The organism is Streptomyces sp. 15-116A, assembly GCF_025290915.1.
Classification (GTDB): Bacteria; Actinomycetota; Actinomycetes; order Streptomycetales; family Streptomycetaceae; genus Streptomyces.
In genome coordinates this window covers 1-25,125 of sequence record NZ_JAOCQE010000002.1, presented here as the reverse complement: position 1 = coordinate 25,125, position 25,125 = coordinate 1, and the positions used below count along the sequence as shown (strand labels likewise).

General features: G+C 69.9%; 22 protein-coding genes and 2 pseudogenes. 17 read left to right on the top strand and 7 right to left on the bottom strand.

Annotated features, from left to right (window positions below):
• Nucleotides 1-184: 184 nt before the first annotated feature.
• The 3 genes from N4P33_RS00670 to N4P33_RS00660 all read right to left on the bottom strand — a co-directional run bounded on the left by N4P33_RS00670 (nucleotide 185) and on the right by N4P33_RS00660 (nucleotide 3,157).
• Nucleotides 185-1,453, bottom strand: coding sequence for an MFS transporter (locus N4P33_RS00670; protein WP_260824181.1), 1,269 nt, complete (start codon nucleotides 1,451-1,453; stop codon nucleotides 185-187).
• Nucleotides 1,450-2,601, bottom strand: coding sequence for a PLP-dependent cysteine synthase family protein (locus N4P33_RS00665; RefSeq protein ID WP_260824180.1), 1,152 nt, complete (start codon nucleotides 2,599-2,601; stop codon nucleotides 1,450-1,452). The genes N4P33_RS00670 and N4P33_RS00665 overlap by 4 nt, the downstream gene beginning before the upstream one ends.
• Before the next feature lie 136 nt (nucleotides 2,602-2,737).
• On the bottom strand, nucleotides 2,738-3,157 hold the full coding sequence (locus tag N4P33_RS00660) for a hypothetical protein (RefSeq protein WP_260824179.1): 420 nt from the start codon (nucleotides 3,155-3,157) through the stop codon (nucleotides 2,738-2,740).
• Nucleotides 3,158-3,586: 429 nt separating this feature from the next.
• Here N4P33_RS00660 and N4P33_RS00655 point away from each other — a divergent pair, with 429 nt between their 5' ends.
• The 15 genes and pseudogenes from N4P33_RS00655 to N4P33_RS00585 all read left to right on the top strand — a co-directional run bounded on the left by N4P33_RS00655 (nucleotide 3,587) and on the right by N4P33_RS00585 (nucleotide 19,249).
• The gene (locus N4P33_RS00655) at nucleotides 3,587-4,357 is read left to right on the top strand and encodes an AraC family transcriptional regulator (RefSeq protein WP_260824178.1); all 771 of its coding nucleotides are present in this window, start codon (nucleotides 3,587-3,589) and stop codon (nucleotides 4,355-4,357) included.
• 163 nt (nucleotides 4,358-4,520) lie between these two features.
• Nucleotides 4,521-6,647: an MMPL family transporter gene (locus N4P33_RS00650; RefSeq protein WP_260824177.1), complete on the top strand. Its 2,127-nt coding sequence runs from the start codon at nucleotides 4,521-4,523 to the stop codon at nucleotides 6,645-6,647.
• A 298-nt stretch (nucleotides 6,648-6,945) separates the two neighbouring features.
• Nucleotides 6,946-7,587: an MFS transporter gene (locus N4P33_RS00645; RefSeq protein ID WP_260824232.1), complete on the top strand. Its 642-nt coding sequence runs from the start codon at nucleotides 6,946-6,948 to the stop codon at nucleotides 7,585-7,587.
• Nucleotides 7,584-8,033 (top strand): NUDIX domain-containing protein, encoded by a 450-nt coding sequence (locus tag N4P33_RS00640; protein ID WP_260824176.1) that lies wholly within the window; start codon nucleotides 7,584-7,586, stop codon nucleotides 8,031-8,033. Before N4P33_RS00645 ends, N4P33_RS00640 begins: the two co-directional genes overlap by 4 nt.
• A gap of 191 nt (nucleotides 8,034-8,224) precedes the next feature.
• Entirely contained in the window at nucleotides 8,225-9,457 is a 1,233-nt protein-coding gene (locus tag N4P33_RS00635) for a methyltransferase (protein WP_260824175.1), read from the top strand.
• Nucleotides 9,454-9,987 carry an HIT family protein gene (locus N4P33_RS00630; RefSeq protein ID WP_260824174.1) on the top strand — a complete coding sequence of 178 codons (534 nt, stop codon included), beginning with the start codon at nucleotides 9,454-9,456 and terminating at the stop codon, nucleotides 9,985-9,987. Before N4P33_RS00635 ends, N4P33_RS00630 begins: the two co-directional genes overlap by 4 nt.
• Nucleotides 9,984-10,820, top strand: coding sequence for a class I SAM-dependent methyltransferase (locus tag N4P33_RS00625; protein WP_260824173.1), 837 nt, complete (start codon nucleotides 9,984-9,986; stop codon nucleotides 10,818-10,820). Before N4P33_RS00630 ends, N4P33_RS00625 begins: the two co-directional genes overlap by 4 nt.
• The gene (locus tag N4P33_RS00620) at nucleotides 10,817-12,196 is read left to right on the top strand and encodes a phosphotransferase (protein WP_260824172.1); all 1,380 of its coding nucleotides are present in this window, start codon (nucleotides 10,817-10,819) and stop codon (nucleotides 12,194-12,196) included. The genes N4P33_RS00625 and N4P33_RS00620 overlap by 4 nt, the downstream gene beginning before the upstream one ends.
• 50 nt (nucleotides 12,197-12,246) lie before the next feature.
• Complete coding sequence (gene fxlM, locus N4P33_RS00615; RefSeq protein WP_260824171.1) at nucleotides 12,247-14,571, top strand: methyltransferase, FxLD system; 2,325 nt, start codon at nucleotides 12,247-12,249, stop codon at nucleotides 14,569-14,571.
• A 187-nt stretch (nucleotides 14,572-14,758) separates the two neighbouring features.
• Nucleotides 14,759-15,373 (top strand): GFA family protein, encoded by a 615-nt coding sequence (locus N4P33_RS00610; RefSeq protein ID WP_260824170.1) that lies wholly within the window; start codon nucleotides 14,759-14,761, stop codon nucleotides 15,371-15,373.
• Nucleotides 15,374-15,743: 370 nt separating this feature from the next.
• A complete protein-coding gene (locus N4P33_RS00605) occupies nucleotides 15,744-16,817 on the top strand; it encodes an NUDIX hydrolase (RefSeq protein ID WP_260824169.1) in 1,074 nt (357 codons plus the stop codon).
• Nucleotides 16,818-16,949: 132 nt separating this feature from the next.
• Nucleotides 16,950-17,777, top strand: coding sequence for an NUDIX domain-containing protein (locus N4P33_RS00600; protein ID WP_260824168.1), 828 nt, complete (start codon nucleotides 16,950-16,952; stop codon nucleotides 17,775-17,777).
• A 14-nt stretch (nucleotides 17,778-17,791) separates the two neighbouring features.
• Nucleotides 17,792-17,980, top strand: a pseudogene (locus tag N4P33_RS00595) (NUDIX hydrolase); the annotation flags it as partial.
• 75 nt (nucleotides 17,981-18,055) lie between these two features.
• A pseudogene (locus tag N4P33_RS00590) lies at nucleotides 18,056-18,691 on the top strand (M15 family metallopeptidase).
• A gap of 39 nt (nucleotides 18,692-18,730) precedes the next feature.
• Complete coding sequence (locus N4P33_RS00585) at nucleotides 18,731-19,249, top strand: ATP-binding protein (RefSeq protein WP_165684251.1); 519 nt, start codon at nucleotides 18,731-18,733, stop codon at nucleotides 19,247-19,249.
• Here N4P33_RS00585 and N4P33_RS00580 read toward each other — a convergent pair.
• The 4 genes from N4P33_RS00580 to N4P33_RS00565 all read right to left on the bottom strand — a co-directional run bounded on the left by N4P33_RS00580 (nucleotide 19,227) and on the right by N4P33_RS00565 (nucleotide 22,895).
• The gene (locus N4P33_RS00580; protein ID WP_260824167.1) at nucleotides 19,227-20,675 is read right to left on the bottom strand and encodes an amidase family protein; all 1,449 of its coding nucleotides are present in this window, start codon (nucleotides 20,673-20,675) and stop codon (nucleotides 19,227-19,229) included. The genes N4P33_RS00585 and N4P33_RS00580 overlap by 23 nt on opposite strands.
• Nucleotides 20,672-21,880 carry an MAB_1171c family putative transporter gene (locus tag N4P33_RS00575; RefSeq protein WP_055493679.1) on the bottom strand — a complete coding sequence of 403 codons (1,209 nt, stop codon included), beginning with the start codon at nucleotides 21,878-21,880 and terminating at the stop codon, nucleotides 20,672-20,674. Before N4P33_RS00575 ends, N4P33_RS00580 begins: the two co-directional genes overlap by 4 nt.
• Entirely contained in the window at nucleotides 21,877-22,353 is a 477-nt protein-coding gene (locus N4P33_RS00570; protein WP_242705806.1) for a hypothetical protein, read from the bottom strand. The genes N4P33_RS00575 and N4P33_RS00570 overlap by 4 nt, the downstream gene beginning before the upstream one ends.
• 71 nt (nucleotides 22,354-22,424) lie before the next feature.
• A complete protein-coding gene (locus N4P33_RS00565) occupies nucleotides 22,425-22,895 on the bottom strand; it encodes an XRE family transcriptional regulator (RefSeq protein ID WP_229840011.1) in 471 nt (156 codons plus the stop codon).
• Nucleotides 22,896-23,746: 851 nt separating this feature from the next.
• Between N4P33_RS00565 and N4P33_RS00560 the strand changes: the two genes are divergently transcribed.
• On the top strand, nucleotides 23,747-24,634 hold the full coding sequence (locus N4P33_RS00560; protein WP_260824166.1) for a helix-turn-helix domain-containing protein: 888 nt from the start codon (nucleotides 23,747-23,749) through the stop codon (nucleotides 24,632-24,634).
• Between the two features lie 2 nt (nucleotides 24,635-24,636).
• The coding region (locus N4P33_RS00555) for a hypothetical protein (RefSeq protein WP_260824165.1) at nucleotides 24,637-25,125 on the top strand (489 nt) is incomplete at its 3' end.

Genomic DNA, 25,125 nt, shown 5'->3' with positions numbered 1-25,125 from the left:
GCGGCGCGGCGAGGCCGTCGGCGGTGTGGTCGCCGACTACCTGCACACCTGCTGGTGGCCCACCTTCAATCTCGCCGATACCTTCATGGTCCTCGGGGGTGACTTGCCGCCAGCCACGCTGGCCGTCCGCGAGCCCGGCCCCGCAACGGACGCCGCGGACGGACCGGCTGAGCGGGGCCGCTCCTCACACGGCGACCGGTACGGGTGCCGGGGCGCCGATACGGCCGGTGCGGGCCAGCGCATACACCGCACCGGCACCGCCCAGGCCGGTCACCGTCAGGGCCGCCCAGGTCAGCCACATGGCGTGATGGGCGGCGGCGAAGTCCCACAGCGCGCCGGTGGCCAGGTTCCCCAGCGTGATGCCGAGGCCGGAGACGGTGTTGTAAAGGCCGTAGTGGGTGGCCACCAGCCGGTTGCCGGCCAGCGCGACGACGGTGTCCATCTCCAGCGGGTAGACCACCGCGCTTCCTGCGGCCAGCAGGACCACGGCCGCGGCCAAGGCCGCGAGTTCGACCGATAGGTACCACGGCCCCGTACCGGCGGCCGGGGTGAGGGCGAGGGGGGTGAAGGCCAGGCCCATCGCGACGAGCCCGCGCACCATCGCCTGCGGACGGCTCCACCGCTCCTTCGCCCAGGCGGTCAGCTTGAGCTGCCCGGCCACCGCCACTGCGGCGGAGAGCACGAACAGGCCGCTGGTGACTTTCGTGCCGTCGGCCCCCAGCGCGGCGTCGGCGGCCATCGGCAGGGCCAGATAGACCTGGAAGGTCAGCACGTAGGAGCCGATCATCGCGCCCGAGAACAGCAAGAAGGGCCGGTTGGCGACCACCTGCCGCCACTGCGCCAAGACCCCGTCCCCGCCGTCCGCATCGGCAGCCGTGGCGCGACGCGCCGGCAGTGCGCGGCCCTGGAGCAGGGTGAGCGCGGCGAAGATGGCGGCGGCCACTGTGCACACCAGCCGGAAGTCGGCGGCCAGCAGGGCGAGCCCGACCAGCGGGCCCAGCAGCATCCCTGCCTGGTAGTAGACGTTGAACGCGGCGAAGGCATCCACTCGCCGCTCGCCGGCCTCGGCGGCGAGGTAGGCGCGTACGGCGGGGTTGAACAGGGCGCCGGCGAAACCGGTGGCCGCTGAGGCGGCCACCAGGGCGGGTAGGTTGTCGACCCAGCCCAGCAAGGCGAATCCGCCGGTCCGCAGCAGACACCCGGCCATGATGGGGGCCTTGTAGCCGAGGCGGTCGGCGATGGTGCCGCCGATCAGGAACATGCCCTGCTGGGAGAAGTTCCGCACGCCCAGCACGAGGCCGACCGCCCAGGCCGCCAGCCCCAGCTCCCCGGCCAGGTGAGCGGCGAGATAGGGCATGAGCATGTAGAAGGCGAGGTTGATGGCGAACTGGTTCACCATCAACAGCCGCACTGCCGGAGTAAAGCTCCGCGTCGTCGCTGCCAGCGTCTTCACCGGACCGCCTCCGCCAGCCCGCGCCCGGCCGGGGCCGTGCGGCTGGTACCGGCCAGGGGATCGAGGACCGTGGTGCAGCGGCTCCAGCGGGAGACGACCCGCTCGCCGGGATGCGCCAGCTCCTTTGGGGCGTCGGCCGGCTCCTGGCCGAGCAGCTGGTGCTCGTGGCACCAGGCGTCGTCGAAGATCGTCCCGACGTAGCGTTGTGGGCCGTCGGGAAAGACCGCGGTGATCTTCGTCTCCGCCGGGGAGGTGGCGGCGAGGTGGCGGGCGACCAGGGCGACCGCGCCCACGCTCCATCCGCCCGTGGCGTAGTGGGCCCGTGCCAGGGCGCGGGCGGCCCAGACCGCTTCGCCCGGGGCGACCCAGTGCACCTCGTCGAACAGGGCGTAGTCGACGTTGCGCGGGTAGATGCTGGAGCCCAGTCCCCGCATCAGCCGCGGACCGGCGGGCTGGCCGAAGATCGTGGAGCCGCAGGTGTCCACTCCCACGATCCGCATCCTGGGGAAGAAGCCGCGCAGCACCCGGCCGATCCCGGCCGAGTGTCCGCCGGTGCCCACGCTCACCACCAGCGTGTCGATCCGGCCCAGCTGGGCGACCAGTTCACGTGCCAGGGGCGCATACGCGGCCACGTTGTCGGGGTTGTGGTACTGATCCGGGCACCAGGCATCGGGCTGCATCGCCAGCAGCTGGTCGACCTTCTCGCGGCGGGCCTGCTGCCAGCCGCCCACCGGATGCGGCTCGGTGACCAGGTGCAGCTCGGCGCCGTACGCGGTCAGCAGGCCGCGCATCAGCGGCTCCATGCCGGGGTCGGTGACCACTGACACCGGATGCCCGAACGTGATGCCGGCCAGCGCCAGGCCCAGGCCCAGGGTGCCGGAAGTGGATTCCACGACCGGCGCTCCGGGCAGCAGCTCGCCGCGCTCGCGGGCACGGGCCACCATGTACAGCGCGGTCCGGTCCTTGATACCGCCCGGATTGTGGCCCTCGAGCTTCGCCCAGAACCCGCGGCCGGCAGGGCAGAACGGTTCGCCCACCCACAGAAGCGGGGTGTCGCCGACCAGCCCGGCCGGAGTGTGCGCCGTCGGCGCTCCGGGAGCCAGCAGTTGGGCAGGCGAACAGGGAACGATGGTGTGCAGGGAGTTCATCGCGTGGGGTCTCCCACGGCCCCGCCAACCGGCGGGCCGCGTAATCGTGACGACTGTTCAGGACGCGTGAACACCGCCCCGGCACAACACAAGGGACCGGCCACCTGGCCCCGTCACGCCGTGCGGTGCGTCCCGATCAGGTCCGCCACACCCCCAGCACCGCCCGCACCCGCCGCTGCCCGCCGTGATCCCCCGGCGGGCCCAACGCCGGAGCCCTCCGCCCGGCAACCGCAAGCGGCTCACTCTCGGTCATCGCGCCCATGGCCGCTACTGCGTCCGGCGCCGGTGCACCTACCTCCCGTGTCAGCACACTGGGCTCATCCACGCCCATGCAGTCGGAGAACCGCAGCCCCTGCTCCCCGTCGGCCGACCCGGACACCGGACCTGGTGCGGGCACGGCGGTGGCGGCCACGGCCGCGACCGGAAGCGAGTCCGATCCGGCGGCACGCCCGAGCTCCGGCCCGTGCGCGCAGGCCAGCATGTGCACCAGAGCGGCCAGCACCACAGCGACAACCGCTGTGACCGCTGACAACCGGAAGCCCCGCATCACGAACACGTCACATAACGTACTGGATCAGTTACATAAAGTGCTTGTTAGGTTCGGGCACCCCGCCCGCAGCTGGCAGGACCGGGTCGCCGCCCCAGCAGCGGGAGCCCGATCGGGTGCCGCCGCTTCGTGCCGAGCGACCGGCAGGGCGCGCTCGGGTCACACCTTGATGCCCAGGTCAACTCAAGCGAGGGCGGTGGCCCTAACCAGCAGTCCCGCCCAGTGCTTGAGCGCTCCAGGACGGGCCACGGCTGCGGTGGCGGCGGTCGCTTGCAGATGTCCGAGCACGACGACGTGATGCCTTGAGCGATGCGCACACAGGCTGTGGCCGATATCATCGCCTCGTAACGATGATGGGGGGGCGTGTCGCCATGCCGTCACCGTGAGCGTGCGGGTTCGCCGGCGCTGTGGTCCCCAGGGCAGACATCGGAGGACCTGATGGCCCGCCATGACATGCACAGTGTGGAAGGCCGATGGTCTGGCGCGCTGACTGTCGAGCCGGGGCGGCTGACTTTCACCGGCGCCATCGGCTCGTCGCCCCTGCACGCCCATGCGTGCGTGCAGGTGCTGATGGTCACGGCAGGCGAAGTAGTGCTGGCCGACGTGTACGGCGGCGAGGCAACGACCCGCGGCGAAGCGGTCATCCCCGCAGGGGTCCGGCATGAGGTCCGGGCATCGCCCGGCGCCAGGGGCGTGTCCACCTATGTGGAGCCGTCCGCATCTGCCGGCCGCACGCTTGCCGTTCGCCTGGCCGCAGCCGACCTTCCTCTCGATCGCGCGGCCGGCTGGCTGGCCTTCGCCGCCCTCGTCGAGCAAAGGAGCCCGCAGGCCCCTTTGCATCCCCGCCTTGCCCGGGCTCTGCGCATGGGTGCGCAACGATCGGGTGGGCCGCCGGAATTGACCGAGTTGGCCGCAGCGGTCGGAATCTCCCCGAGCAGGCTTGGGCATCTGTTCGCCGACCAGCTCGGACTGGCCTACCCGGCCTGGCGGCGATGGATGTGCCTCCGCAGAGCAGTCGAAGCCGTACGCACCGGGGACACGCTGACCGACGCCGCCCATGAGGCCGGGTTCGCGGACAGCGCCCACTTGTCACGGACCTGTCGCGCGATGTTCGGCCTCACCCCCACCGAGGCGATGCGGGCAGCCGGCTGGCGCGACCAGGGCAGCGGATCTGTTCAAGCCAACGCCGGGATCACACGCCGACTCTGAGGGCATGTCCAACCACAAGGCCCCGCCGCCCCAACCTTCCACCGCCCGTACGCAGCTACCTCCGGCAGCTCCCCGAGCGACTACGCCCGTACCCGACGGTGTGCTGGCCCGGTGGGGCCGCTTCGCAGCCCGCCACCGGGCAGCCGTCCTGTTGTTGGCATTGGTGGCAACCGTCCTGGCGGGTGTGCTCGGTGTCGGTGCCGGTGACCGGATGGGCTCCGGCGGGCTGACCGACCCTGACGCGCCGTCGGCACAGGCTCAGCGGATCCTGGCGAGCCGGTTCGACGCGGGCGATCCGCAGCTGATCCTGCTGGCGGAGGCTCCCGGGTCGGTCGATGAGCCGGGAGCAGCCGCTGCGGGCACCGCGCTGACCGAGCGGGTCCGTGGCATCACGGGCGTACGGGGCGTGGATTCGTACTGGTCTCCAGGCCGTCCCGAGTCGTTGCGATCTGAGGACGGCAGGATCGGTCTGCTCCTGCTGCGCATGGACGGTGACGAGGACGCCGCCGAGGCCGTGGCCGCCCGCGTGGTCGACCGGGTCGGCGGGAAGCGGGACGGTCTGACCGTGCGGGTCAGCGGGGCGGCGCAGCTGGACCGGGAGGTCGACGCGCAGGCCGAGAAGGACCTCACCCGTGCCGAACTGCTCACCGCACCGCTGACCCTGCTGATCCTTGTGCTGGTCTTCGGCTCGGCGCTCGCCGCTGGGCTGCCGCTACTGGCCGGTATCGTTTCGATCGTCGGGACCCTCGCCGTCCTGCGCGCCATTACCGCGGTGACCGACGTGTCGGTGTTCTCCCTCAACCTCACCACCGCCCTCGGACTCGGCCTGGCGATCGACTACAGCCTTTTTCTGATCACCCGTTACCGCGAAGAGCTGCGCGCCGGGCGGATAGTGAGTGACGCGATCGCGGTCGCGATGCACACCGCGGGCCGCACTGTGCTGTTCTCCGCCGTCACCGTCGCGCTGGCGCTGTCCGCACTGCTGGTGTTCCCGGGATACTTCCTGCGGTCGTTCGCCTACGCCGGTATCGCCGTGGCGCTGCTGACGGCCGTCGTGGCGCTGGTCGTTCTGCCGGCGCTGCTGGCCGTCGCCGGACATCGCATCAACGCGCTGGACCTGCGCGGTCTGCTGCGCAGGCGCCGCACGACCGCAGCCCGGGACGCCGCCCAGGAGGGCCTGTGGCATCGGCTCGCGATGGCGGTCATGCGCCGTCCGATCCTCTTCACACTCGCCACCGTGGCGCTGCTCACGGGCCTGGCGACGCCGTTCGCCGGCGTCGAGTTCGGCATCAACGACCACCGCACGCTTCCCCAGGCGTCCACCGGCTACCAGGCGTCGGAGCAACTGCGGACCCGGTTCGACTCGCGGGAGACCACCGCCACGCCGATCGTCCTCGACGGCCGGGTGAACGACGCCGCGCTCAGCGATTACGCCGCCACCGTGTCCCGACTGCCGCACGTCACCCGTGTCGACACCGCTCTCGGCAGCTACGCCAGAGGGAAGCTCGTCGCCCCGCAGTCGGACGCCTCAGCGCGGTTCCGCGCCAAGGACGGTTCGGCGTGGCTGTCGACCGTCACCGAAGTGGAGCCGATCTCGGCCGACGGCACCGCCCTGGTCGAACGCGTCCGCGACCTCGACTCACCCGCCCCAGTACTGATCGGGGGCGACTCCGCCACGCTGGTCGACACCCGCGACGCCATCGGGCAACGGCTGCCGTGGGCGGCGCTGATCGTCATTGCGGCGACCGCGCTGCTGCTGTTCGCCCTCACCGGTTCGGTACTGATTCCCCTGCAGGCGATCGCGCTGTCCGTGCTCAGCCTGACGGCGACGTTCGGCGCCATGGTGTACGTCTTCCAGGACGGGCACCTGCGCGGCCTCGTCGGCGACTTCACAGCGACCGGATGGGTCGACGTGACAGCGCCGGTGCTGATGTTCTGTGTCGCCTACGGCCTCGCCATGGACTATCAGGTGTTCCTCCTCTCCCGTATCAAGGAGGAGTACTACCGCAGCGGCGACAACACCCAAGCCGTGGCCCTCGGACTCGAGCGCACCGGACGTCTCGTCACCGCAGCCGCCGTACTCATCGCCGTGGTGCTCGGCGCCCTCGCCACCTCCGGAATCACCTACCTGAAAATGCTCGGCGTCGGGCTGACGCTGGCCGTCCTGGTGGACGCGTTCATCGTCCGCGCCCTGCTCATGCCCGCCCTCATGCGGCTGTTCGGAGACTTCAACTGGTGGGCACCGGGCTGGCTGCGCCGCATCCACGACCGCCTGGGCCTGCGCCACTGAACCACAGCCCGTCGCGCCGATGGCCGCTCGTTGATGTCCGGACCGGGCGGGTCCGGACATCAACGCGATCACTATCGCTGCTCAGCGCAGCCGGAGGGCGGTCACGGACCCCTGCCGAAGGATGTCCCCGGTCGCTTCCACCGAGATCCCTGAAACCCGCGTGGTCCGAAGGCGGGCAAGTAGAGTGTGGGCTTCATCACGACCTTGAGTGGAAATAGCGACACGATGCCCCGCTACTCCTCGACACCAACCATGTCGCCAACCCACTCGTAAAGCGACACGACCTGCGGGGGACACGATCTCTGCAGAGACAAACCTGCTCAAGTCCCTTTCGATGAGCCCGACCGCCTTCGGCGTGGTCCTGGGGCTGGGAGCCCTCGGCGCAGCGGCAGGAGCACTTGCCGCCCCGGCCCTCGCGCGACGGTACGGCGCCGGGCCGATGATGCTCGTCGCGCTCGCACTCACCCCGCTCACCCAGATCCCGCTGCTCCTCGCCTCCCCAGCCCGGGCATGGCAGATCGGCATCGGCGCCGCCCTGTTTCTCCAGCTGGCCTGCGCCGCGGCGGCGGGAACCACCCAGCGCTCCATTCGTCAGGTCGTCACCGCCGATGACATGCAGGCCCGCATGCAGGCCGTGAGTACCTGGCTCACCTCAGGCGCCCGGCCGGTGGCCGCCCTGGTCGCAGGCGGCCTCGGGACGCGGATCGGGGTACGGCCCACCCTGGCCGTCGGCACCTGCCTCCTCCTCGTCCCCCTCGTGGTCCTCTACCGCTCCCCACTACGCGGCCTCCGCCAGATGCCCGGAGCCCAGCCCGTCCCCTCCCCTCCAGGAGATCCACTCGTGCAACCACCCGTCCCCTCCCCCTCACCTTCACCCGGCGCCGCCCCCGCCGGCGACGGACAGCGCAATCCCGCGGCGGGCGAAGGTGGTACGGCGTGAGCGCGGAACTCAACGTGATCGGCGGCCACCTGTACCTGGAGCGGGACGGCATGGTGCTGCTCGGGCAGCGGCACCCGGATTCGGCATACGCGGGCGGCCAGTGGCATCTGCTCGCCGGCCATGTGGAACGAGAACCGGCCCGGACCTGCGTGGCACGGGAGGCGATGGAGGAGGCGAAGCTGGTCGTCGCCGAGGAGGACCTCGTTCTCGTGCATACGGTGCACCTCCTGGACCACGAGGACGCCGTCCCGCGCGTTCAGCTGTTCTTCCGGCCCAGGCGATGGGAGGGCGAGCCCCGTGTGCTGGAGCCGGACAAGTGCCTCCGTTGGGCCTGGTGGCCTGTCGACCGCCTACCGGAGCCGACCGTTCCCTACACCCGAGCGGCCATCGAGGGAATTCGTGCCGGCCGGCTGTATACCGAGATCGGTTGGGAGCGGCGGAAGTGAGCACCCCGGACATGGACACGCACCGGCCTGGTCCTGAAGCCGCCCAACAGCCGGACTCCTCTTGCAAACACCGCGCAGAGATCCCGGATACACCCGCACCTTCCGGTGCAAGCACTGCAAGAACGGCCGTAGGCCCAACCGGTCAGAAACAAGGAGAGGGTTCTACATCGAGCACATCACACCGTCCAAGGATGTCCGCTGACCTGCTCGACGCAACGGCCGCCGCCAGAACCGCGATGGTCGACCGCCTCGTCGCCGACGGCGTGCTGACCGACCCGCGGCTGCGCGATGCCCTCCTGCGTGTGCGGCGGGAAGTCCTTCTCCCCCACGCATACGTCCGGGTCAGCGGCCCAGGCGCGGATCCGATCGACTGGCGGCTCCTCGACGGCTCGCACCCCGACGACCAGGCGGAGTGGCTCGACCTCGTCCACAGTGGCGACTCCGTCTTGCTCCAGCGTGACGGCGAGCCGCTGGACGCCCTTCGCCGAGGACCGGTGACCGGCGGCCACATGACCTCCATGAGCACCTACGCCCCTGCCACCGTCGAGGTGTTGCAATGCCTCCAACTGGATTGTGGGCAGCGGTTCCTGGACCTTGGTTCGGGTCCGGGGATCTCCCTGGCGCTCGCCGCTGCCATCACGGGCCCTGGCCGTGCCACCGGGGTCGAACGCGATCCGCACATGAGCGTGTTCGCCCAGCGGAACTTGGACCAGCTCGGGCTGGGAGCGACGGTCGTCGAAGGTGACGGGCTCAACGGACACGCCACCGGGGCGCCGTATGACCGGATCCATTCCGGCATCGGCGTGCCCTGCATCCCGCTGGCCTGGGTGGAGCAGCTCGCCCCCGGCGGAACGCTGCTGACCACGCTCGTGACCAGAACGCCCAGCTGGCCAGGTCAGATGCGCGCCACTCGCACGATGAAGGGCAGGCTTCAGGCGGTGTTGACGGGCAGGCCGCGCGGCCACCGGCCCCTGCTCGGCTACGAGTGGCTCATCGCCGTGAACCACCGTCCCCAGGTCAAGGCCGACCCCGGCCGACCGCGCCCGACCCGGCTCGCGCCGCCCAGCGATGACGCCTACGGCTTCTGGATCGCCGCCGCCTACCTGGCACCGGGCTTGGTCAGGGATTTCCAGGCCGACGCGATGACCATCGTCGCCCCGGAGGAGGATTCCTGGGCGGTGGCCGGTCCCGACGACGGCATGGTCCGCGTGCACGGGCCGCGTGATGTGTGGGCCGAACTCGAAGACATCCACGACGCTTGGGAGCGGGCGGGCCGACCGGACACGTACCGGGTCGATGTTCCGGACGGCGGGGGCCCGCAGCGCGTCGCCTCCGGTCCCGGCCGGATGGCCCTCACCTGGACTCTGCCCCCGCTCGCCGCCGTCCCCCACCAGACGTCTCCATCGCTCGGGAGTTGTCCATGACCCAGCAACGGCACCCCGTTCCCCCGCCCGCCGACGGCCCCAGTCGACCGGCCGGGTGGTCCGAGGAATTCCTCCGCCACCGCGACGGCCAGGGCTGCCCCATGTGTGACGACGACTTCGCCGCCGACGACATCGGCTGGGGGATCCTGCTCCACCAGGGCGAAGTGGCCAACGCCTACCTGTGGCGCTCGGGCCAGGTCCGGGGCTACTGCGTACTCATTCACCGCAGCGCACCGCACGTCGCCGAGCCCACCGACCTCTCAGACGCCCACGCCGCCGCGTACTGGGCCGACACCCTCACGCTCGGCAAGGCCCTGACGGCGTTCTACCAGCCGGTGAAGATGAACTACTCCACCCTCGGCAACGTGGTGCCCCACCTCCACACCCACATCGTTCCCCGCTACGCCGACCACGCCGACCCGGCGCCAGGCGGTCCGCTCCCGTGGACGGCCCTAGATACAAACCGCCCGGACGAAGTACAGCTCCAGGCGGACGCCGCCGCGCTGCGCGCGCTGCTGGAGCAGGCATGAGGGGCCGCCCGGATGAAGAGTCCGGGGACCTGTTCGCCTCTGCGGCGGCCGATTACGCCCGATACCGGCCGGGCATCCCGTCCGAAGCGGTCCGCCTACTCGTCGGCACAGTGAGAGGTGTCGCTCGGCCTGTCGTGCTCGATCTCGGCTCCGGGACCGGACAGGTTGCAGCTGCGCTGCTCCCCGCTCTTGTGCATGGGGCCCGCCTGGACCTAGTGGATCCGGACCCAGGGATGCTCCGCGAGGCCACTGAAACCCTCGCCCCGCTCCTGGGTGACAGTCCCGCTGGCTTCCACTGCGTGCGGGCCGAGGACTTCACGCCGCCGTTCGACGGCTACCGAGCGGACCTGGTCACCTGCGCGCGGGCGTTTCACTGGATGCCCCGCCCCGCGGTCCTCACGATGGCCGACCGCGTCACCGCTCCCGGGGCCGGCGTGGCGATCATGGGGGATGGCAGCCTCTGGACCTACCAAGCTCAGTGGACGGCAGATCTGCAGCGGCTCATCCAGTCCTACCTCGGCCCCGAGCGGCGGGCCGGCACCGCTGGGGCGTACACCGAGCCGGGGCGCCGCTACGAGGACGACCTCGCCGAGTCCGCGTTCAGCGACGTCAGCGAGCACCGGATCCCGGTCCGCCGCACGTGGACACCCGCAGCCGTGGTCGGCTATCTACGCAGCACGAGCTTCGCCCGCCCGGCGCTCTTCGGCGATCAGCACGCACGGTTCGAGCAGGAGGCCCACTTGCTGCTGGAGGAACACGCCCGAGGCGAACGGCTCGTCGAGGACACCGCGTTCACCATACTGCTCGCGCGCCGCCCCGGCGGTGACCGGTGAGCGGGGGGCGGCACACCGAGCCCCTGGACGTGCACCTGGTCGCGGTCCGCGATACCGCGGCCGGCCCCGAAGTGCTCCTGTCCCGGCGGGCCGGCGACGTCTACGCGACAGGACTGTGGCATCTCCCATCTGGTCACCTCGACCCCGGAGAGGATGTCGTCACCGCGCTCGTGCGGGAGACCAGCGAGGAGACCGGCGTCATCGTCGACCCCGCTGATATCCGCGCGGCCGTCACCGTGCACCACCGCTCCCCCGGCGGGGGCGCACGCGTCGGGTTCTTCTTCGAGGTCCGGCACTGGCGCGGCAACCCCCGCGTCATGGAGCCGGACAGGTGCGACGCCATGGGCTGGTTCCCGCTCGACGCGCTGCCGCAGCCCATGGTGGCCTACTGCCGGGCCGGGCTGGACGCCTACCGGGCCGGAGCCCGGATGGCCCTGCATTTCCAGGAGCCCGGCGATCCCATCGCCTACGCCCCGGCCGTCGACCGGCTGCGCCTCGTGCCCGACGCCGGTCCAAGCAGCACGGTCCCTGAGTACGCGGTGCGGGACTTCGTCGAGCGGGCGATCGGCAGGATCACCGGCTGGACGGATGTCTCCTGGGCACGCAAGGGCAGTCAGGTGTGGCGGGCACGCGATGCCGAGGATTGGGTGTGGTTTGTCAAGATCCACCAGAACGACCGCTTCCACCAGCGCGAGCTGACCGCATACCGCAGCTGGGTTCCCCATCTGGGCCCGCTGGCACCCCGTCTGGTGGCCGCCGACGAATCACTGCGGGCCATCGTCATCACCACGGTGCCAGGCCGCTCCCTGCACGGCGCCGTCCACCCGCCCGACCAGGAGCGGCGGATCTTCCACTGCATCGGGCAGCTCGCGGCAACCATTCACCGCAGCGCCCCGGCACTGCCGCCCCTCCCCGACTCTCTGCCGCTCGAGAAGCTGGAACGGCACCTCGACGGCGCACGCGCCTACTTGGAGCCCGGGGACGAGGCGTTCATCCGTGCCACCGCAAAGGGGGCCGCTGGTCTGCCGGCCCTGGAGAGGGTTCCCACGCACGGTGACTTCCAGCGGCGGAACCTTCGCTGGGAGCAGTCGACGGGCACCTTGTACGTGATCGACTTCGAAAGAAGCGAAGGCGGTCCGGCCGTCAGGGACTTCGTCCGCTTGTCCGACGCCTGGCACGGACGGCCGGACCTGCACGAGGCCCTGATGACCGGCTACGGCCGCCCCCTGTCCCTCGCCGAAGAAGAGCACCTGGTCGTCCTGTCCGTATTGGATGCCGTCTCCGGCATCCAATACGGCGCCGCCCACGGCGATCCGGAACTCGTCGAGCGAGGCCGCCGCACCCTGGCCCGGCTCCGCGCAACGAACCGTCTTTGACCAGCACACCACACCACCCACCAGCTGAAGAGCAGTTGAGGAGCACGCCCATGGCGTACGTCGTCCGCGACCAGTGGCAGCAGCACTATGCCGACGGCAAGGGGTTCCGGGAACTCGGTGAGCGCGAGCGGGCCCTGCTCGCCGAGCACGCTCCCGTTCCCGATGGCGGCGGACGGGCGCTCGATGTGGGCTGCGGCACCGGCAGCCTGGCCGCCTACCTTTCCTCCCTCGGCTACACGGTGGACGCCGTCGACTTCGCCGACAGTGCTCTCGCCCGGGCCCGGGACGAACACGCCGACGTCGAGCGGGTGCGCTGGATCTGCCTGGACATCGAGCGCGACGACCCGGCAGATCTGCACGAGGACGGCTACGACCTGGTCACCATGCGGCTGATGTACCCCTTCCTGCGCGATCGCAGCCGCGTCCTGCACGGGCTCGGTGAACGACTGCGGCCCGGCGGCACGCTTGTGGCCATCACCCCCGTGGTCGAGCACACCCCGGCCGAACGACGGGACATCGCCCTCGACGAGGACGAGGTCCGCCTGCTCGCCGAAGGCTGGGAGACCGTCGAGCGGCTGGAGGCGGACCAGCTCGCTGTCCTGGTCCTGCGCGGCCCGTGCCACACCGGCACCCGGGCGGTGGAGCGGCAGCGACCGCCCACCGGTCTGGCTGTGACAGGCGCCCTTGCGGTCGTCACCGACGAGGCCGGCCGGGTCCTGCTCGGCCGCTCGCGCCGGGGCATGTGGGAACTTCCCGGCGGGAAGACCAGTGGTGCGGAGTCCTTCGAAGCGGCGGCGGTTCGGGAACTGGCCGAGGAGACGGGCCTGACCGCCTCGGCCTCGGACGCGCACGTGGTCACGATGCTGGCCGACGACAGCCACGGCGTGCCGCGGCTCACCGCGGTCGTCCGTATCACCGCATGGTCCGGCACCCTCGCCAACCGAGAACGGCAGTTGTTCGACCGGTGGGAGTGGCATGACCTGCACGCCGTGGCCTGCCTCGGTCCCGTGTTCGCTCCAGCCGCGCAGGCCCTGGGCGCGACCTGGCCCGGGGTTATTCCTGGCCTTGCACCGGTCCACTCCTATCCGCTCGCGATCGACCAACCGCCCGTGCCCGGCGAACCGGCAGAAGCTGTCCGGCTGCGCCAGCAGATGACCAACACGGTCATCGACGGCGGCTGGGCGCCCTCCGAACCGGTACAGCAGGCGCTGCACACGGTGCCCCGGCACCGCTTCGTCCCCGAGAAAGCCCTGAAGACCGCGTACGACGGAGGCGACCGGGCCATCATCACCCGCCGCGACGAAGCAGGAAAAGCGACCAGTTCCGTGTCCGCGGCTTGGCTCCAGGCCGACATGCTCCAAAGCCTGTGCCTGAAGCCGGGAGCGATCGTGTTCGAGGCGGGATCCGGCGGCTACAACGCCGAGCTCATCGCCCATGTGGCCGGCCCCACGGGCAGGGTGGTCACCGGCGACATCGACCCCTACGTCGTGCACCGCACCCGGCGGTTGACCACAGAGGCTGGCAGCGGTCGTGTCACCGCGTTCCAGGGCGATGCGGCACTCGGCGCCCCCTCGCACCTCGTACCGCGTGGAGGCTTCGACGGAGTCGTGATCACCTACAACTCCTGGGACATCTCCCCAGCTTGGCGGGAGCAGGTCGCTGAGGGCGGGCGCCTGGTCCTGCCCCTCGAAATCCACGGATACACCAGGGCGATCGCGTTCGAGCGGCGCGGCGAGGTGCTGCACGCGCGGAAGTTCACGCACTGCGGATTCCTCCGCGCCCAGGGCGAACACGCCCGCCCTATCCCGGCCGTGGACCTCCTCGGCGGCGAGCTGAAGCTCCGATTCGAGGACGGCACCCCCGCCTCGACGAAGGGATTGGAAGAGGCGCTGCGCGGGCCGCGCCACCAGGTCGCCACGGGGGTCACCATGGGGGCGGCCTTCTACTTCGGCTCGCTGCAGCTCTACGCGGCCACCACATTGCCAGGCTTCGTCCGTCTGTCCGCCCACCGGGACAAAGGCACGGGCGTCACCCGGATCGCGAAGGACGGCGATGCGCCGGCGATCCTCGGCGACGCCTCACTGGCCTACCTCATCCACGTCCAGACCCGGCACGGTGACAGCCCTGCCGAAAAGGAGTGGGAGTGGGTCGTCCACGCCTTCGGCCAGCACGGCCCGCAGCTCGCCGAGCAGCTGGCGGCCACGGTGAGAGCCTGGGACCGCGACGTACGCACGAACGACGGCAAGCAAAACGACCCTGTCCTGACCGTTCACCCGGCTAGCACCCCCGACCGCCAGCTACCCGCCGGCGACGTCCTGGACAAGCCTCACAGCCGCCTCGTGTTCCAGTGGCCGGGCCGTGTGCCGTCGCCGTAGACCCGGCCGGACGAAAGACGTGGGGCTGGCGCTGAAGCGCGCCGGACCAGGACGGCCTGCTATGTCCGGCATACGTGAGCCCGACGGAACCCCGGCTCACGGGCGTCGAGTCCCACCCATCGATCCCTGCACCTGCTAGAAGCCTCCACGACCCTGCCGTCCGCATCCCGTTTCCCCGAGGAGATCCATGGCCGAGACGACCCGCCCCTCCGAACAAACCGAGCGCGAAATCTGCAACACCACACGCAGTCCTTCCGGTGACCCGGTGCTGGTGCACACACCGCCCCGCCTGGTGTCCGAGAGCCAGCAAGCCGACGGATCCGAAGCCACCGAACAGGCTGTCACCCTCCTGGCCCCAGAGATCCGAACCGGCCGATGCCAGTGCGGTGACATCGCATACGAGGTAAGCGGCCTCCCGGATGATCCCCATCTGTGCTCGTGTCCTCACGAAACCCGGATCTCCGGCGGACCAGCCGTACTCTGGGTCGGCTTCCACAAGAACGGGCTGGCCTGGACAGGCCCCGGCGGTGAACCAACCTGGTACTCGACATGGCCAGACCTTCGCCGCGGGTTCTGCCCCCGCTGCGGCACCCACCTGATCTCCGTCGCTGACTCCACAGACATGATCATGGTGACCGGCTTCAGTCTCGACCTCCCCCACCAACGCGGTATCGAGCCCGTCGGGCATTCCTTCCGAGAGAACGCCGTTCCGTGGATGAAGTTCACTCTCGCCCCAGAACCGCCCCGGTCCGCGGCCACGCTACCGTGCGGTTCATCACCAGCCCGCACGCCGAGCGGCTGATGTCCGTCGCCGGGCTGCCGAAGTCGGCCCAGGCATGCCGGTCGTCCGCTCGCGGACGCCGATCGCAGCACACCCCCCCCTGCCGCCAGCGCGACTCACCAACGTGGCCGTCAGCAACCGGATCGGCGTCCTGGACGAAGGACAGATCATCTAGGAAGGCACCTACGACCAACTCACCCAGGAACCGAGGCTGTTCCAGTCCCAGTGAGAGCTGCAGCGACGGAGCGGCGGCGCCGCCTGATCCACGCTCCCCCGTCCGCGCCATGACACGCCCGCCCACCGTCCTGAAAGGCAGAGCCACGTGACCTCCCCCGCTTCCCCTTCGGATCGCGTTGCACCTCGGGCTGCTTTCTCGCCAGCGCAGTACGCCGTGTCCTCTCGGCACGCGGTGTGGCTCGGCGCCGCCGCGATCGTCACCGACCAGGTCGGCCGCGTCCTGCTGGTACACCCCACCTACCATGAGGACGACCGGTGGCTGTTGCCCGGAGGAGTCGTTGAACCCGGCGAACACCCGCACGACGCCTGCCGACGCGAGATCACCGAAGAACTGGGTCTGCCGAACCTGCCCCTGGCGAGCGTGCTCGCCGTCCACTCCCTCTCGTCACACCACGCCGCCATCCGGCGCGGCATCCCATGCCCCGGAGAGATCCGCTACGTCTTCGACGGCGGAACCCTCACCCCTGACCAGGCGAAGGCGATCCGCCTGCCGCGCAAGGAACTATCCGAGTACGCCTTCCTCGAAACGCGGGACGCGATGCAGCGGCTGCGCCCCGTGGACGGGCAGATCATGCTCGCCGCCTACCGCGCCCGCCTCGGGAACACCGCCACCGCCCACCTCGCCGACGGCCGGCACATCCTCGATATCCCACCCCTGGACCGCCATGACGTCCACGTCCGCTACCGGCCCCTGTGGGACAGCCCCCTCAACCGTGACCCTGTCCCTGAACGGCTCCCCGTGCAGCAAGCCTGGGCGTGGTGCTTCGTGCCCGACGGCCGGGTCGTCCTCGTCGCCGACCCAAGCCCCCGGGGCGCCCTGCCCATGCTGCCAGGCGGCACTGTGGAAAGGACCGACACGACACCCGAGGACACCCTCCACCGCGAAGCCGCCGAGGAAGCCCAGCTCACCCTGACCGACCCGGTGCGACTGGGCTGGGTGCTGGATGAGATCGGCGAGGTCTACGGCGGAGTGGGCTCCAACGCCCGGCTCCGCCTAGCCGCCCGGGTCACCGATATCGGGCCGGCGACCGTCGACCCCGCCACCGGCCGCCCCTTCGCACGCCTGCTCGCAACCCCCGCCCAGGCAACCGCCCTTCTGGGATGGGGCCCGCCAGGAGCGCGGCAAGCCCGACTCGCCGCTGAGACAGCCCGAGAGCGTTGGGGCCTGCCCACCGCTCGCCCCACCGCAATCGACGAAGTCCCTGCGAAGGGGATGCGGCTGAGCTGACACGAACGACCGCCCTTCTCAACCCTGGACCAGCCAGACCATCGATCGGAGGCACGTGTGCCGGACGACACCCAACAGGCGATCTCATCCGTCCCGAACCCGGCGACAGGAGGTGGACCGCGGGAGCACCACATGCACCTGCTCCCGCGGTACTACTCTCAAGTAGAGGCAGGGCGCAAGACGATCGAAGTGAGGGTGGCCACCCCGCAGAAGCGCGCCGTTGCCGTCGGCGACACGGTCGTCTTCCACGACCGCGACACAGGCCAGGAGCTCGACGTCATCGTGCAGAGGATCACCCCGTACCCCTCCTTCGAGGATCTGCTCAGTTCAGAGGACCCAGCGCGCATTGACCCGAACGGGCCGCCCGGAGAACTGCTCGCCAACCTGCGCAGCATCTACCCGCCAGCCAAGGAGGGCCTCGGCGTCCTCGCCTTGGCATTCGACCACCGCCCTGCACGGCCAGGCCGACCGATGCCGATGACGCCCGCGCAGTACGCGCAGACCGTCCCCCACCATACGGTGTACGGCTGCCTGTACATCCGCGACGAACACGACCGGCCGGTTCAACTGCGCTCGGTCTACGGCTCGCGCCTCTGGCAGTTCCCGGGCGGCAACCTGGACGCCCAAGGAGAGGACCCGCTGCAAACCGCTCGCCGCGAAGCGGTCGAAGAGACTGGCCTCGAACTGGACCTAGATACGCCGAAGCTACTCCTGACGCACTTCCTGCACGCCGGGCCCCGCCTGCCGCTGAACAAGGTAGGGCTCATCTTCGACGGAGGCCGGCTCACCGCAGAGCAGCTCGCTCGGATCCGACTCGATCCCGCCGAGCACGACATGTGGGCCGTGCACGACCTCGCCACCTGGCAGGGCCTGATGGCGCCGCGCGCCTTCGCTCGCCTCGACGCCATCGAACGGGCCCGTCGTGGCGAAGGCCCCGCCTACCTCACCACGCACACCTAATCCCCAGCGCACCCACCCAGCCGGACGAAAGCGTCGGCGACTGGGCTTGGCACCCGCTCGATCAGCTCCCCGACAGCCTGTTCGTGTGCAGCGCCCAGTTCCTCACCGCATGGCGGCCCGACTTGGCCATCGACCACTCACCAGCGCACTCCACGCGTTTCGCATCCGGACCAGCGGCCATGCCGGGCGCCGGCCTGGCCTGACCGCCAGCACCCTCGTACGTCTGCGGCACCGCTCATCTTTTACTGTCGAAGGAGACGTAGTTGAAGATCGTGCTGATGTCCGACCCTCGGGTCGCCGCCATCCCTGTTCAGGACTGCGGCGAGGAACTCATCGACATACGGGCGTCCGGCCTGTTCCTCGTCGATCAACGCAAGCAGGACCCCGACGGCCACTTCGCGCACCTGCGGCACGGGCTCATCGAGCGCCTGGAACACGCCCAGCGACTGCTTCCCACTGAGTTCCGCCTGCTCGTCGTCGAGGGGTACCGGCCTCCGGCGCTCCAGCGGGCGTACTTCGAGGAGTACGCGACCAAGCTGCGTCGCGGAAACCCCGACTGGAGCGACAGCCGCGTCCACGAGGCCGCAAGCCGCTACGTCTCCCCACCGGAGATCGCGCCGCACAGCGCCGGCGCGGCCGTCGACCTGACCCTCGCCGCCTCGGACGGCCAAGAGGTGGACACGGGGACGAGGATGAACGCCTCCCCCGAGGAAAGCGACGGCGCCTGCTACACCCACGCGAACTCGATCAGCGGCGCTGCCCGGGCCCATCGCGACACGCTCTGCCGCGTCATGTCAGCCGCCGGTTTTGTGAACTATCCAACGGAATGGTGACATTTCAGCTACGGAGACCGATACTGGGCCCTCCACACCGGCCAGGCAGCCGCCGTCTACGGACCACGCGACCGCACGTAAGCAGCAGCTATCAGCAGTACCGCGAGGGAGCGCGACATCGTGAGCAAGCCGACCGCCGTCCTGCTCATCGGGATCACCGGCTCCGGCAAGACGCACCTTGCACAGGCTCTCGCCGCGATGGGCCTTGTCCGCCTCAGCGTTGACGAGGAGGTCCACCGCCTCCACGGCCGGTATGGGGTCGACTATCCCGAGCACGGGTATTTCGAGCGCGAGGCTCCTGCGGTCGAGACCGTACGTGCGCAGCTCACGGAGCACCTGCGCGCGGGCCGTGCCGTCGTCCTCGACCACGGCCTGTGGCGTCGTGCCGATCGCGAGGAATGGAAGAAGACAGTCCGGGCCGCGGGCGGACTCCCGCTGCTCGTCTACCTGCCGGCCTCCAGGGAGGAGCTCCTGCGGCGCCTCGCCGCGCGCAACCAGCGCAAGGACGCCAATGCCTTGAACGTGACTCCGGAAGCCTTGGACGACTTCTTCGCTCGGTTCGAACCGCCTACCGAGGATGAAGGTGCCGTCATCACCTACAACGGCGACGCAGAGGTCATCCGCTCCATGATCCGATGACACCCCCGGCCGTCCCACCGAGCAGAGGCGCCAGGTGTTCGGCCATCACGAGCAAGGACCGCTCCGAATAGGACGGTCCTACCAGCTGCACACCGATCGGGAGGCCATCGGCGCTACGCGCAGCAGGCATGACCAGGCTGGGCAGACCGACGTGGCTGGTCAGGTTAGCCCAGCCGGTCTGGTCGAAGAAGCTCCGTTCAACGCCGTCGACCATGAGAGAGCGACTCCCGGCTGGGATCGCCGCGGTAGGAGCGGCGGGCGTAATGAGGACGTCGTGCTGGGCGTCGGCGAAGAACCGGTGCCACGTCTGCCGGAGCCGGAGGCGCTCCTCGTTGGCGCGGAGCCAGACACGGTGTGTCTGCGTTCGGTGGCGGAGGAAGGCGGCTCGAGGGCTCGCATCGTCCGTGTGCAGGTCACGGGCAGCGGCGAGTTCGGCGGCGCCGGCGTCGTCGTCGGTGGCTGCGGTCGTGGTGGCATAGAGGAGCTGCTCGAAGAGGCGCAGAGAGTCAGCGAAGCCGACCGGCCCCGTGGTATGGCGGACACTCGCGCCGACGGAGGTCAGCGTCCGTTCGACGGTGGCGAGAGCATCAGCGGTGTTGCGGTCGACTGGGCAGCTCGCGTCGTCGGCCCACACTGCCACGCGGAGCTGGCTGATCGGGCGTTGCGCCGTGGGCAGCGTGACGCTCCAGGGGTTGTTCTCGTCGGGTGACGGTGTCGTCAGTGCGGCGAGGAGCAGGTCGAGGTCTCGGGGGTGGCGGGCCAGGGGGCCGGGGGTGACCATGTCACTGCTGGTGATCCACCCCGGCGGGCGAGGGACGTGGCCGCGGGCTGGGATGAGTCCCTGCGTCGGGCGCAGGCCGTAGACACCGCAGTAGTGGGCGGGGAGCCGCAGGGAGCCGGCGAGGTCGCTGCCGAGGTCGGCGGGGGTCAGGTGTGCGGCGACGGCGGCGGCGGGGCCGCCGGAGGAGCCGCCGGTAGTGCGCTTGGGGTCATGCGGGTTAAGCGTGGAGCCGAACAGGACGTTGTCGGTGTGCAGGTCTTGGCAGTACGCCGGGGTATTGGTCTTGCCCATGATGACGGCGCCTTGGTGGCGGAGCCGGGCGACGGCGTCGGCATCGTGTGCGGGAACGTGATCGGCGAGGTCTTCGGCACCGCTGGTGGTGCGCAGGCCCGCCGTCTCGAAGCTGTCCTTGATCGTGAGGGGAAGGCCGTCGAGGATGCCGGTGCTCTCGTTGCGGGCGCGGCGTTCGTCGGCCGCGTGTGCGACGGCTCGGGCGGCGCTGTCGTCGCGGGTGACGACGGCGTTGATCTGGCTGGCGTCGATCTGCGCCAGATGGAGGTCGAGCAGTTCGCGGCTGGAGATCTCGCGGCGATCCAGGGCCTGGAGCTGGACGTGGGCGGGCTGGTGGGTGAGGTCGGTCGTCATGCGGAGACCTGCTCAAGGTGGGGGGCTCGTGCGGGCTGGCGGGGCAGGTGGCGCGCTACGTCGAGGAGAGCGTCGATGTCGTCCATGGGCCTGCTGGTCTGGCGTTCGGAGTCGGCGAACTCGGTGAGCTGGTCGGTCTCCGGGCGGGTACCGGCGGCCCGGGCGGCGATTCCGGCGAGGATCTGGTCGGCGGTGACGGCCGCGGACAGCTCTTCTCCGTGAAGTCCTCGCGCCCGGTGGCGGGCTTCGCTGGCTTCGCGGACTGCGGCATCTAGGTACTGACGGATCACGAACCGTCCGTCTCGGATCTCGACTGCTCGGCGGTAGAGCCGGATCGAGATGCTGCGGAAGCGGCGCCTCTGGGCCGGGTCGACTCGGTCGATCGGCAGTGCGATCTCGGGCGCCTCGCTGTAGAACGCCAGCCACAGGGGGCGTAGGCCGTAGTAGCTGCGGTATTGCTTGATCCGGTACTGGAGACTCTGAGCCTGATCGTTGATGGTGGGCACTAGCCAGCCGATGAGCGTGAGCATGGCTCCGACATCGCCGCAGGTCCACGCGAAGCCCTCCCACTCCGCGAGCGACGCGTTGAAGGCGCCGGCGATCACGTTCCCGATGCGCACGGCGCTGTATCCGAGAGTGACGGTCGCGCCGAGGGCGACGATGCGCAGGCCGATACGGACGGACCCGCGTGTGCTGCGGTGGGCCAGGCGCCAGCAGGCACGGGCGAGGGACAGTTCGCCGATGGTGTAGGCCGTGACGTACAGGGTGAGATACGCGGCGTACCAGCCATCATGCGCGTAGTACAGCGTGAAGTTGATCGGTCGCGGCGCGTTCGGCGTCAGCAGGGCGAACAGCACCAGCAGCCCTGCGATCACAGCGAAGCCTGCGGCTAGCCACTCCCGTGCCCTCCTGCGGGCAACTTCGGGGGGTGATCCCCAGTAGGTGAGGACGATCTGCTGGCAGGCGAGCAGCGCGACCACGCACCCCATCGCCAGGGGTACGGAGAGGTTCACCACGCCCAGGACATGATCGAGGTACTGCCACATCAGTGTGATGGAGAACAGGAACGACAGCCCTGACAGCAGGAAAACGGCGGCCAGCGCGGTGAAGGCGGGGTCTCGGCGGCGGGTCGGCACGTCCCGCAGCAAGCAGAGGAAGCCGAGCGTGGCGACGACGAGGCTGATCGGGTGGAGCAGGTCCTTCACGGCCGGGCCTCCCGTCGGCGCAGCAGCGTGTGCGTGACCCGGTCCTGCACTTCGTCTCCGGAGGACTCGTCGCTGCGCAGCCACCGGTCGATGATCCGGCGCTGGATCAACGAGGCGAGGAGCTCGGTGTCCCGCTCCTCGTCCTCGTCGTACTTGGTACGGCCCAACATCATCTCGACGGTGGCCGAGCCCACGCTGGTGAAGATCGTTGAGGAGAGCGCGGACGCCGGGCGGTTCTTGTGGTGGCCGAGCAGCAGGTGGCTGAACTCGTGGGCAATGATGTGGTCCTGGTGCAGGGAGCTGGTCCGCGGGTCGTAGTACACGTGGAAGGCACTCTCCGTGACGGCGCATGCCCCGCACACGGAGGGCGCCTGCTCACGGGCCTCCAGGACCACCTTCCGTCCCGTGCGGCGTGAGACCTCGTCGCTGAGGTCGCGGATATTGGTGACGTGCGGGAGCTGCAGCTCGGCCAAGAGGTCAGGCCGGCGCAGCCTACGTGCGGACCACATTGCTTTTCCTTGATCACTTACTGAACGCGGCCGTTTTACGAGCCAGTTGAGGGTGGCAACCCCTCGGATTTTCGTACGCTCTCGACGATTCCCAGGACGGCATCCTTTCCGTCTGCGGAAACGTCAGACAGGCGAAGGAGAACGTTTTTGATCTTCGTGTCGCGAAGCAGTGCGAGCAACTCAAGTTCCTGCACGGTCTTTTCGGCGACGCCGTCGTCGAACCAGTACGCGGGGTCCACACCGAAAAACCCTGCTAGCGCTTCGAGGTGACGCTTCGTCGGGTTATCTCGCTGCCCAGTCCGCAGGAGCCAGAGGTACTGGGCCGACAGTTTGCCCAGTCCGCGCTTCTCCATGAGTTCGGCCACCTCGGCGTTACTGAAGGGGCCGCGGTCCGGCGGGTGCACTGTGTCGAACAGGCGGTTTAGGCGGTCCATGAGCCCCCTGGGGCTCACCTGGCCTTCGGTCGAGTCTTTCATGATCCTTTCCTGGGTGGACTTCGTCGTCACTTCAAGCACCCTACCCCGCGATAAACATGAGTTGACGAGCTGATCCACTGTATGGAAAGTTCTTCCTCACCAGCACGTTTCCGTGTGACGCGTACCGCCTGTTTCAGGTCGGCCTGTCCGTTTCTACCGGCAGGAGTATGCCGGGTGGCGTGGCGCAAGCCACATTCAGCCAGCGACATAGGTCACGTCTGGCATGCAGGATTTTATCTTCGACCGGAAAGCGTGGAGGCGGCAGTGAAAGCACCCCGTCCACCCCGCATTTCCACTGCGGGGAATAACAGACACCCGTTCCAATTCGGACACAATGGCACGCTCTCGGCGTTCGAGGCAACCGCGGCAACGGTGCGCTTCGACGCGTGGGTGCGTCCCAGGTCGCGCCGTACGGGCACTTGCGGCACACGATCACCCGGTGACTCTCTGCAACCAGTACAGAGTTTAAGAACCAAGTCTGGATCTTGACACGGGTCCGTGCGTATGTTCGTCGTCCCCGGGCAGCCCGCCTGCCGCGACGGACGTGAGGAGACCACGACGACGGACCGGACCGCGAAGGTCCACAAACAGCGACGGCGCCCGAGAGCGGTAACTCACGGACGCCGAACGCTAAGTGGCACACCCGCCCCGGCAAGGACGGGAGATTGCCCACCATCACCACGCTGAGTCCTTCCAAGCGGCGCTTCAGCGTGGCAACACTGCAAAGGGGAGTATCGCATGCCTCCTGCCCTGCGCAAAAGGCCCTTTCGCCTGGCCTGCGCGGCAGCCACCTCCGCCTCGGCGCCTCAGCGCCCCGAGCCGGACCGCACCATCATGGCCCCGCCTAGCCGCGGGACCCGCCCGCTCGTCAGGAGCTGCCGATGAGCAGCGAAGCCCGCGACTGGGTGTGGGAGCACAGCTGCAGCCGGGGGACAGCGCGTCTGGTCCTGCTGTCCATCGCCGACCGGGTAGGCGACGAGCAGTGCGTTTCCTGGGCCTCGCTGTCGAGCCTGGCCAAGCGCGCCCGCGCCTCCGTCTCCACGGTCCGCGAAGCCATCGACCGTCTGGTCGACGCCGGTGAGCTGGAGCAGCTTGACGACCTCACCGGCCCGCAGCGCAGCACCGTCTACCGCCTCCCCCTCGCCGCCAAGGCCCTGGCAGAGACCGTGGACGACGAGGACCCCGACCAGACGCCGGCGGAGGGGACCGAGGCCACCCCGGCGCTCCGGATCTCGGCCCTGCGGCGCTACAACATCCGCCCGCGTGAGGTGCCGGAATCCCCTGCGAGGGCCCGGAAACCGGCAGTACCGGAATCCGGCAGGTCCCGACGGAAACCGGCACCTCGACGTACCGGAAACCGGCACAGCGATGTACCGGAAACCGGCACACAGAACCGTAGTGAACCGGATTTGAACCGGAGGTACAGCAGTGGTGGTGCTGCCGTCCTCTCGGCTGCCGAGTGGCAGGTCGACCCAGCCACCCACACCTGGGCCCGCCAGCAGGGACACCTCGACCGCCTCGGCGAGCAGGGCCTGCAGGCGGCCGACGCGAAGTGGCGTGCCCACCGGGCCGGCTTCAAGCCGAGGCCGGCGGCTGCCTGGGCTGCCGACTGGCGCTCCTGGGTCGCCCGGGAGCACCCCCCTGGCCGCCCGAACCTCTACGCCGTGCCCGGCACGGGTCCCGGCCAACCCGGCGGCATGACGCGGGCAGAGGCCCACACCGCCGCCCTCCTCGCCGCCCTGAACGAGCCGACCGGAACGGAGCAGTAGCCGTGGACCGCCGCGAAATCGCCGCCCTGCTGGCCTACATCGGCCGACTCGACCCCCGCACCATCCGCACCGACCAGGGCGAGGCACGCGACCAGCTCGCCCAGTGGCACGAGCTGCTCGGCGACGTGCCGATGGCCACTCCGCACGGCTGGGACGCCCGCGTCACCGCCCGACAGCACATCCGAGTCTCGCCGTACCAGATCCTGCCCGCGGACGTGGCCCGCCCTTGGGAGAGCTACCGGCGCGACCGCCTGGCCCGGCACTCCGATCCCACGCCGTCCGCCGACCCGGACGACCAAGCAGCCTGGACCGCCGAGCTGGTCGGCACCCGCCGCGCCGTCGCCGCCGGCACCGCGCAGCCCGCCCAGGCCAGAGCCATCACCAGCGGTCGCGACCGGATCGACCCGAGGCTGGAGGCGAGGCTGCGGCAGATCGGCTCCTGCATACCGCCCGCCGCCCGCGCCGCCCTCGCCCCCTACCGGCCCGCCCGC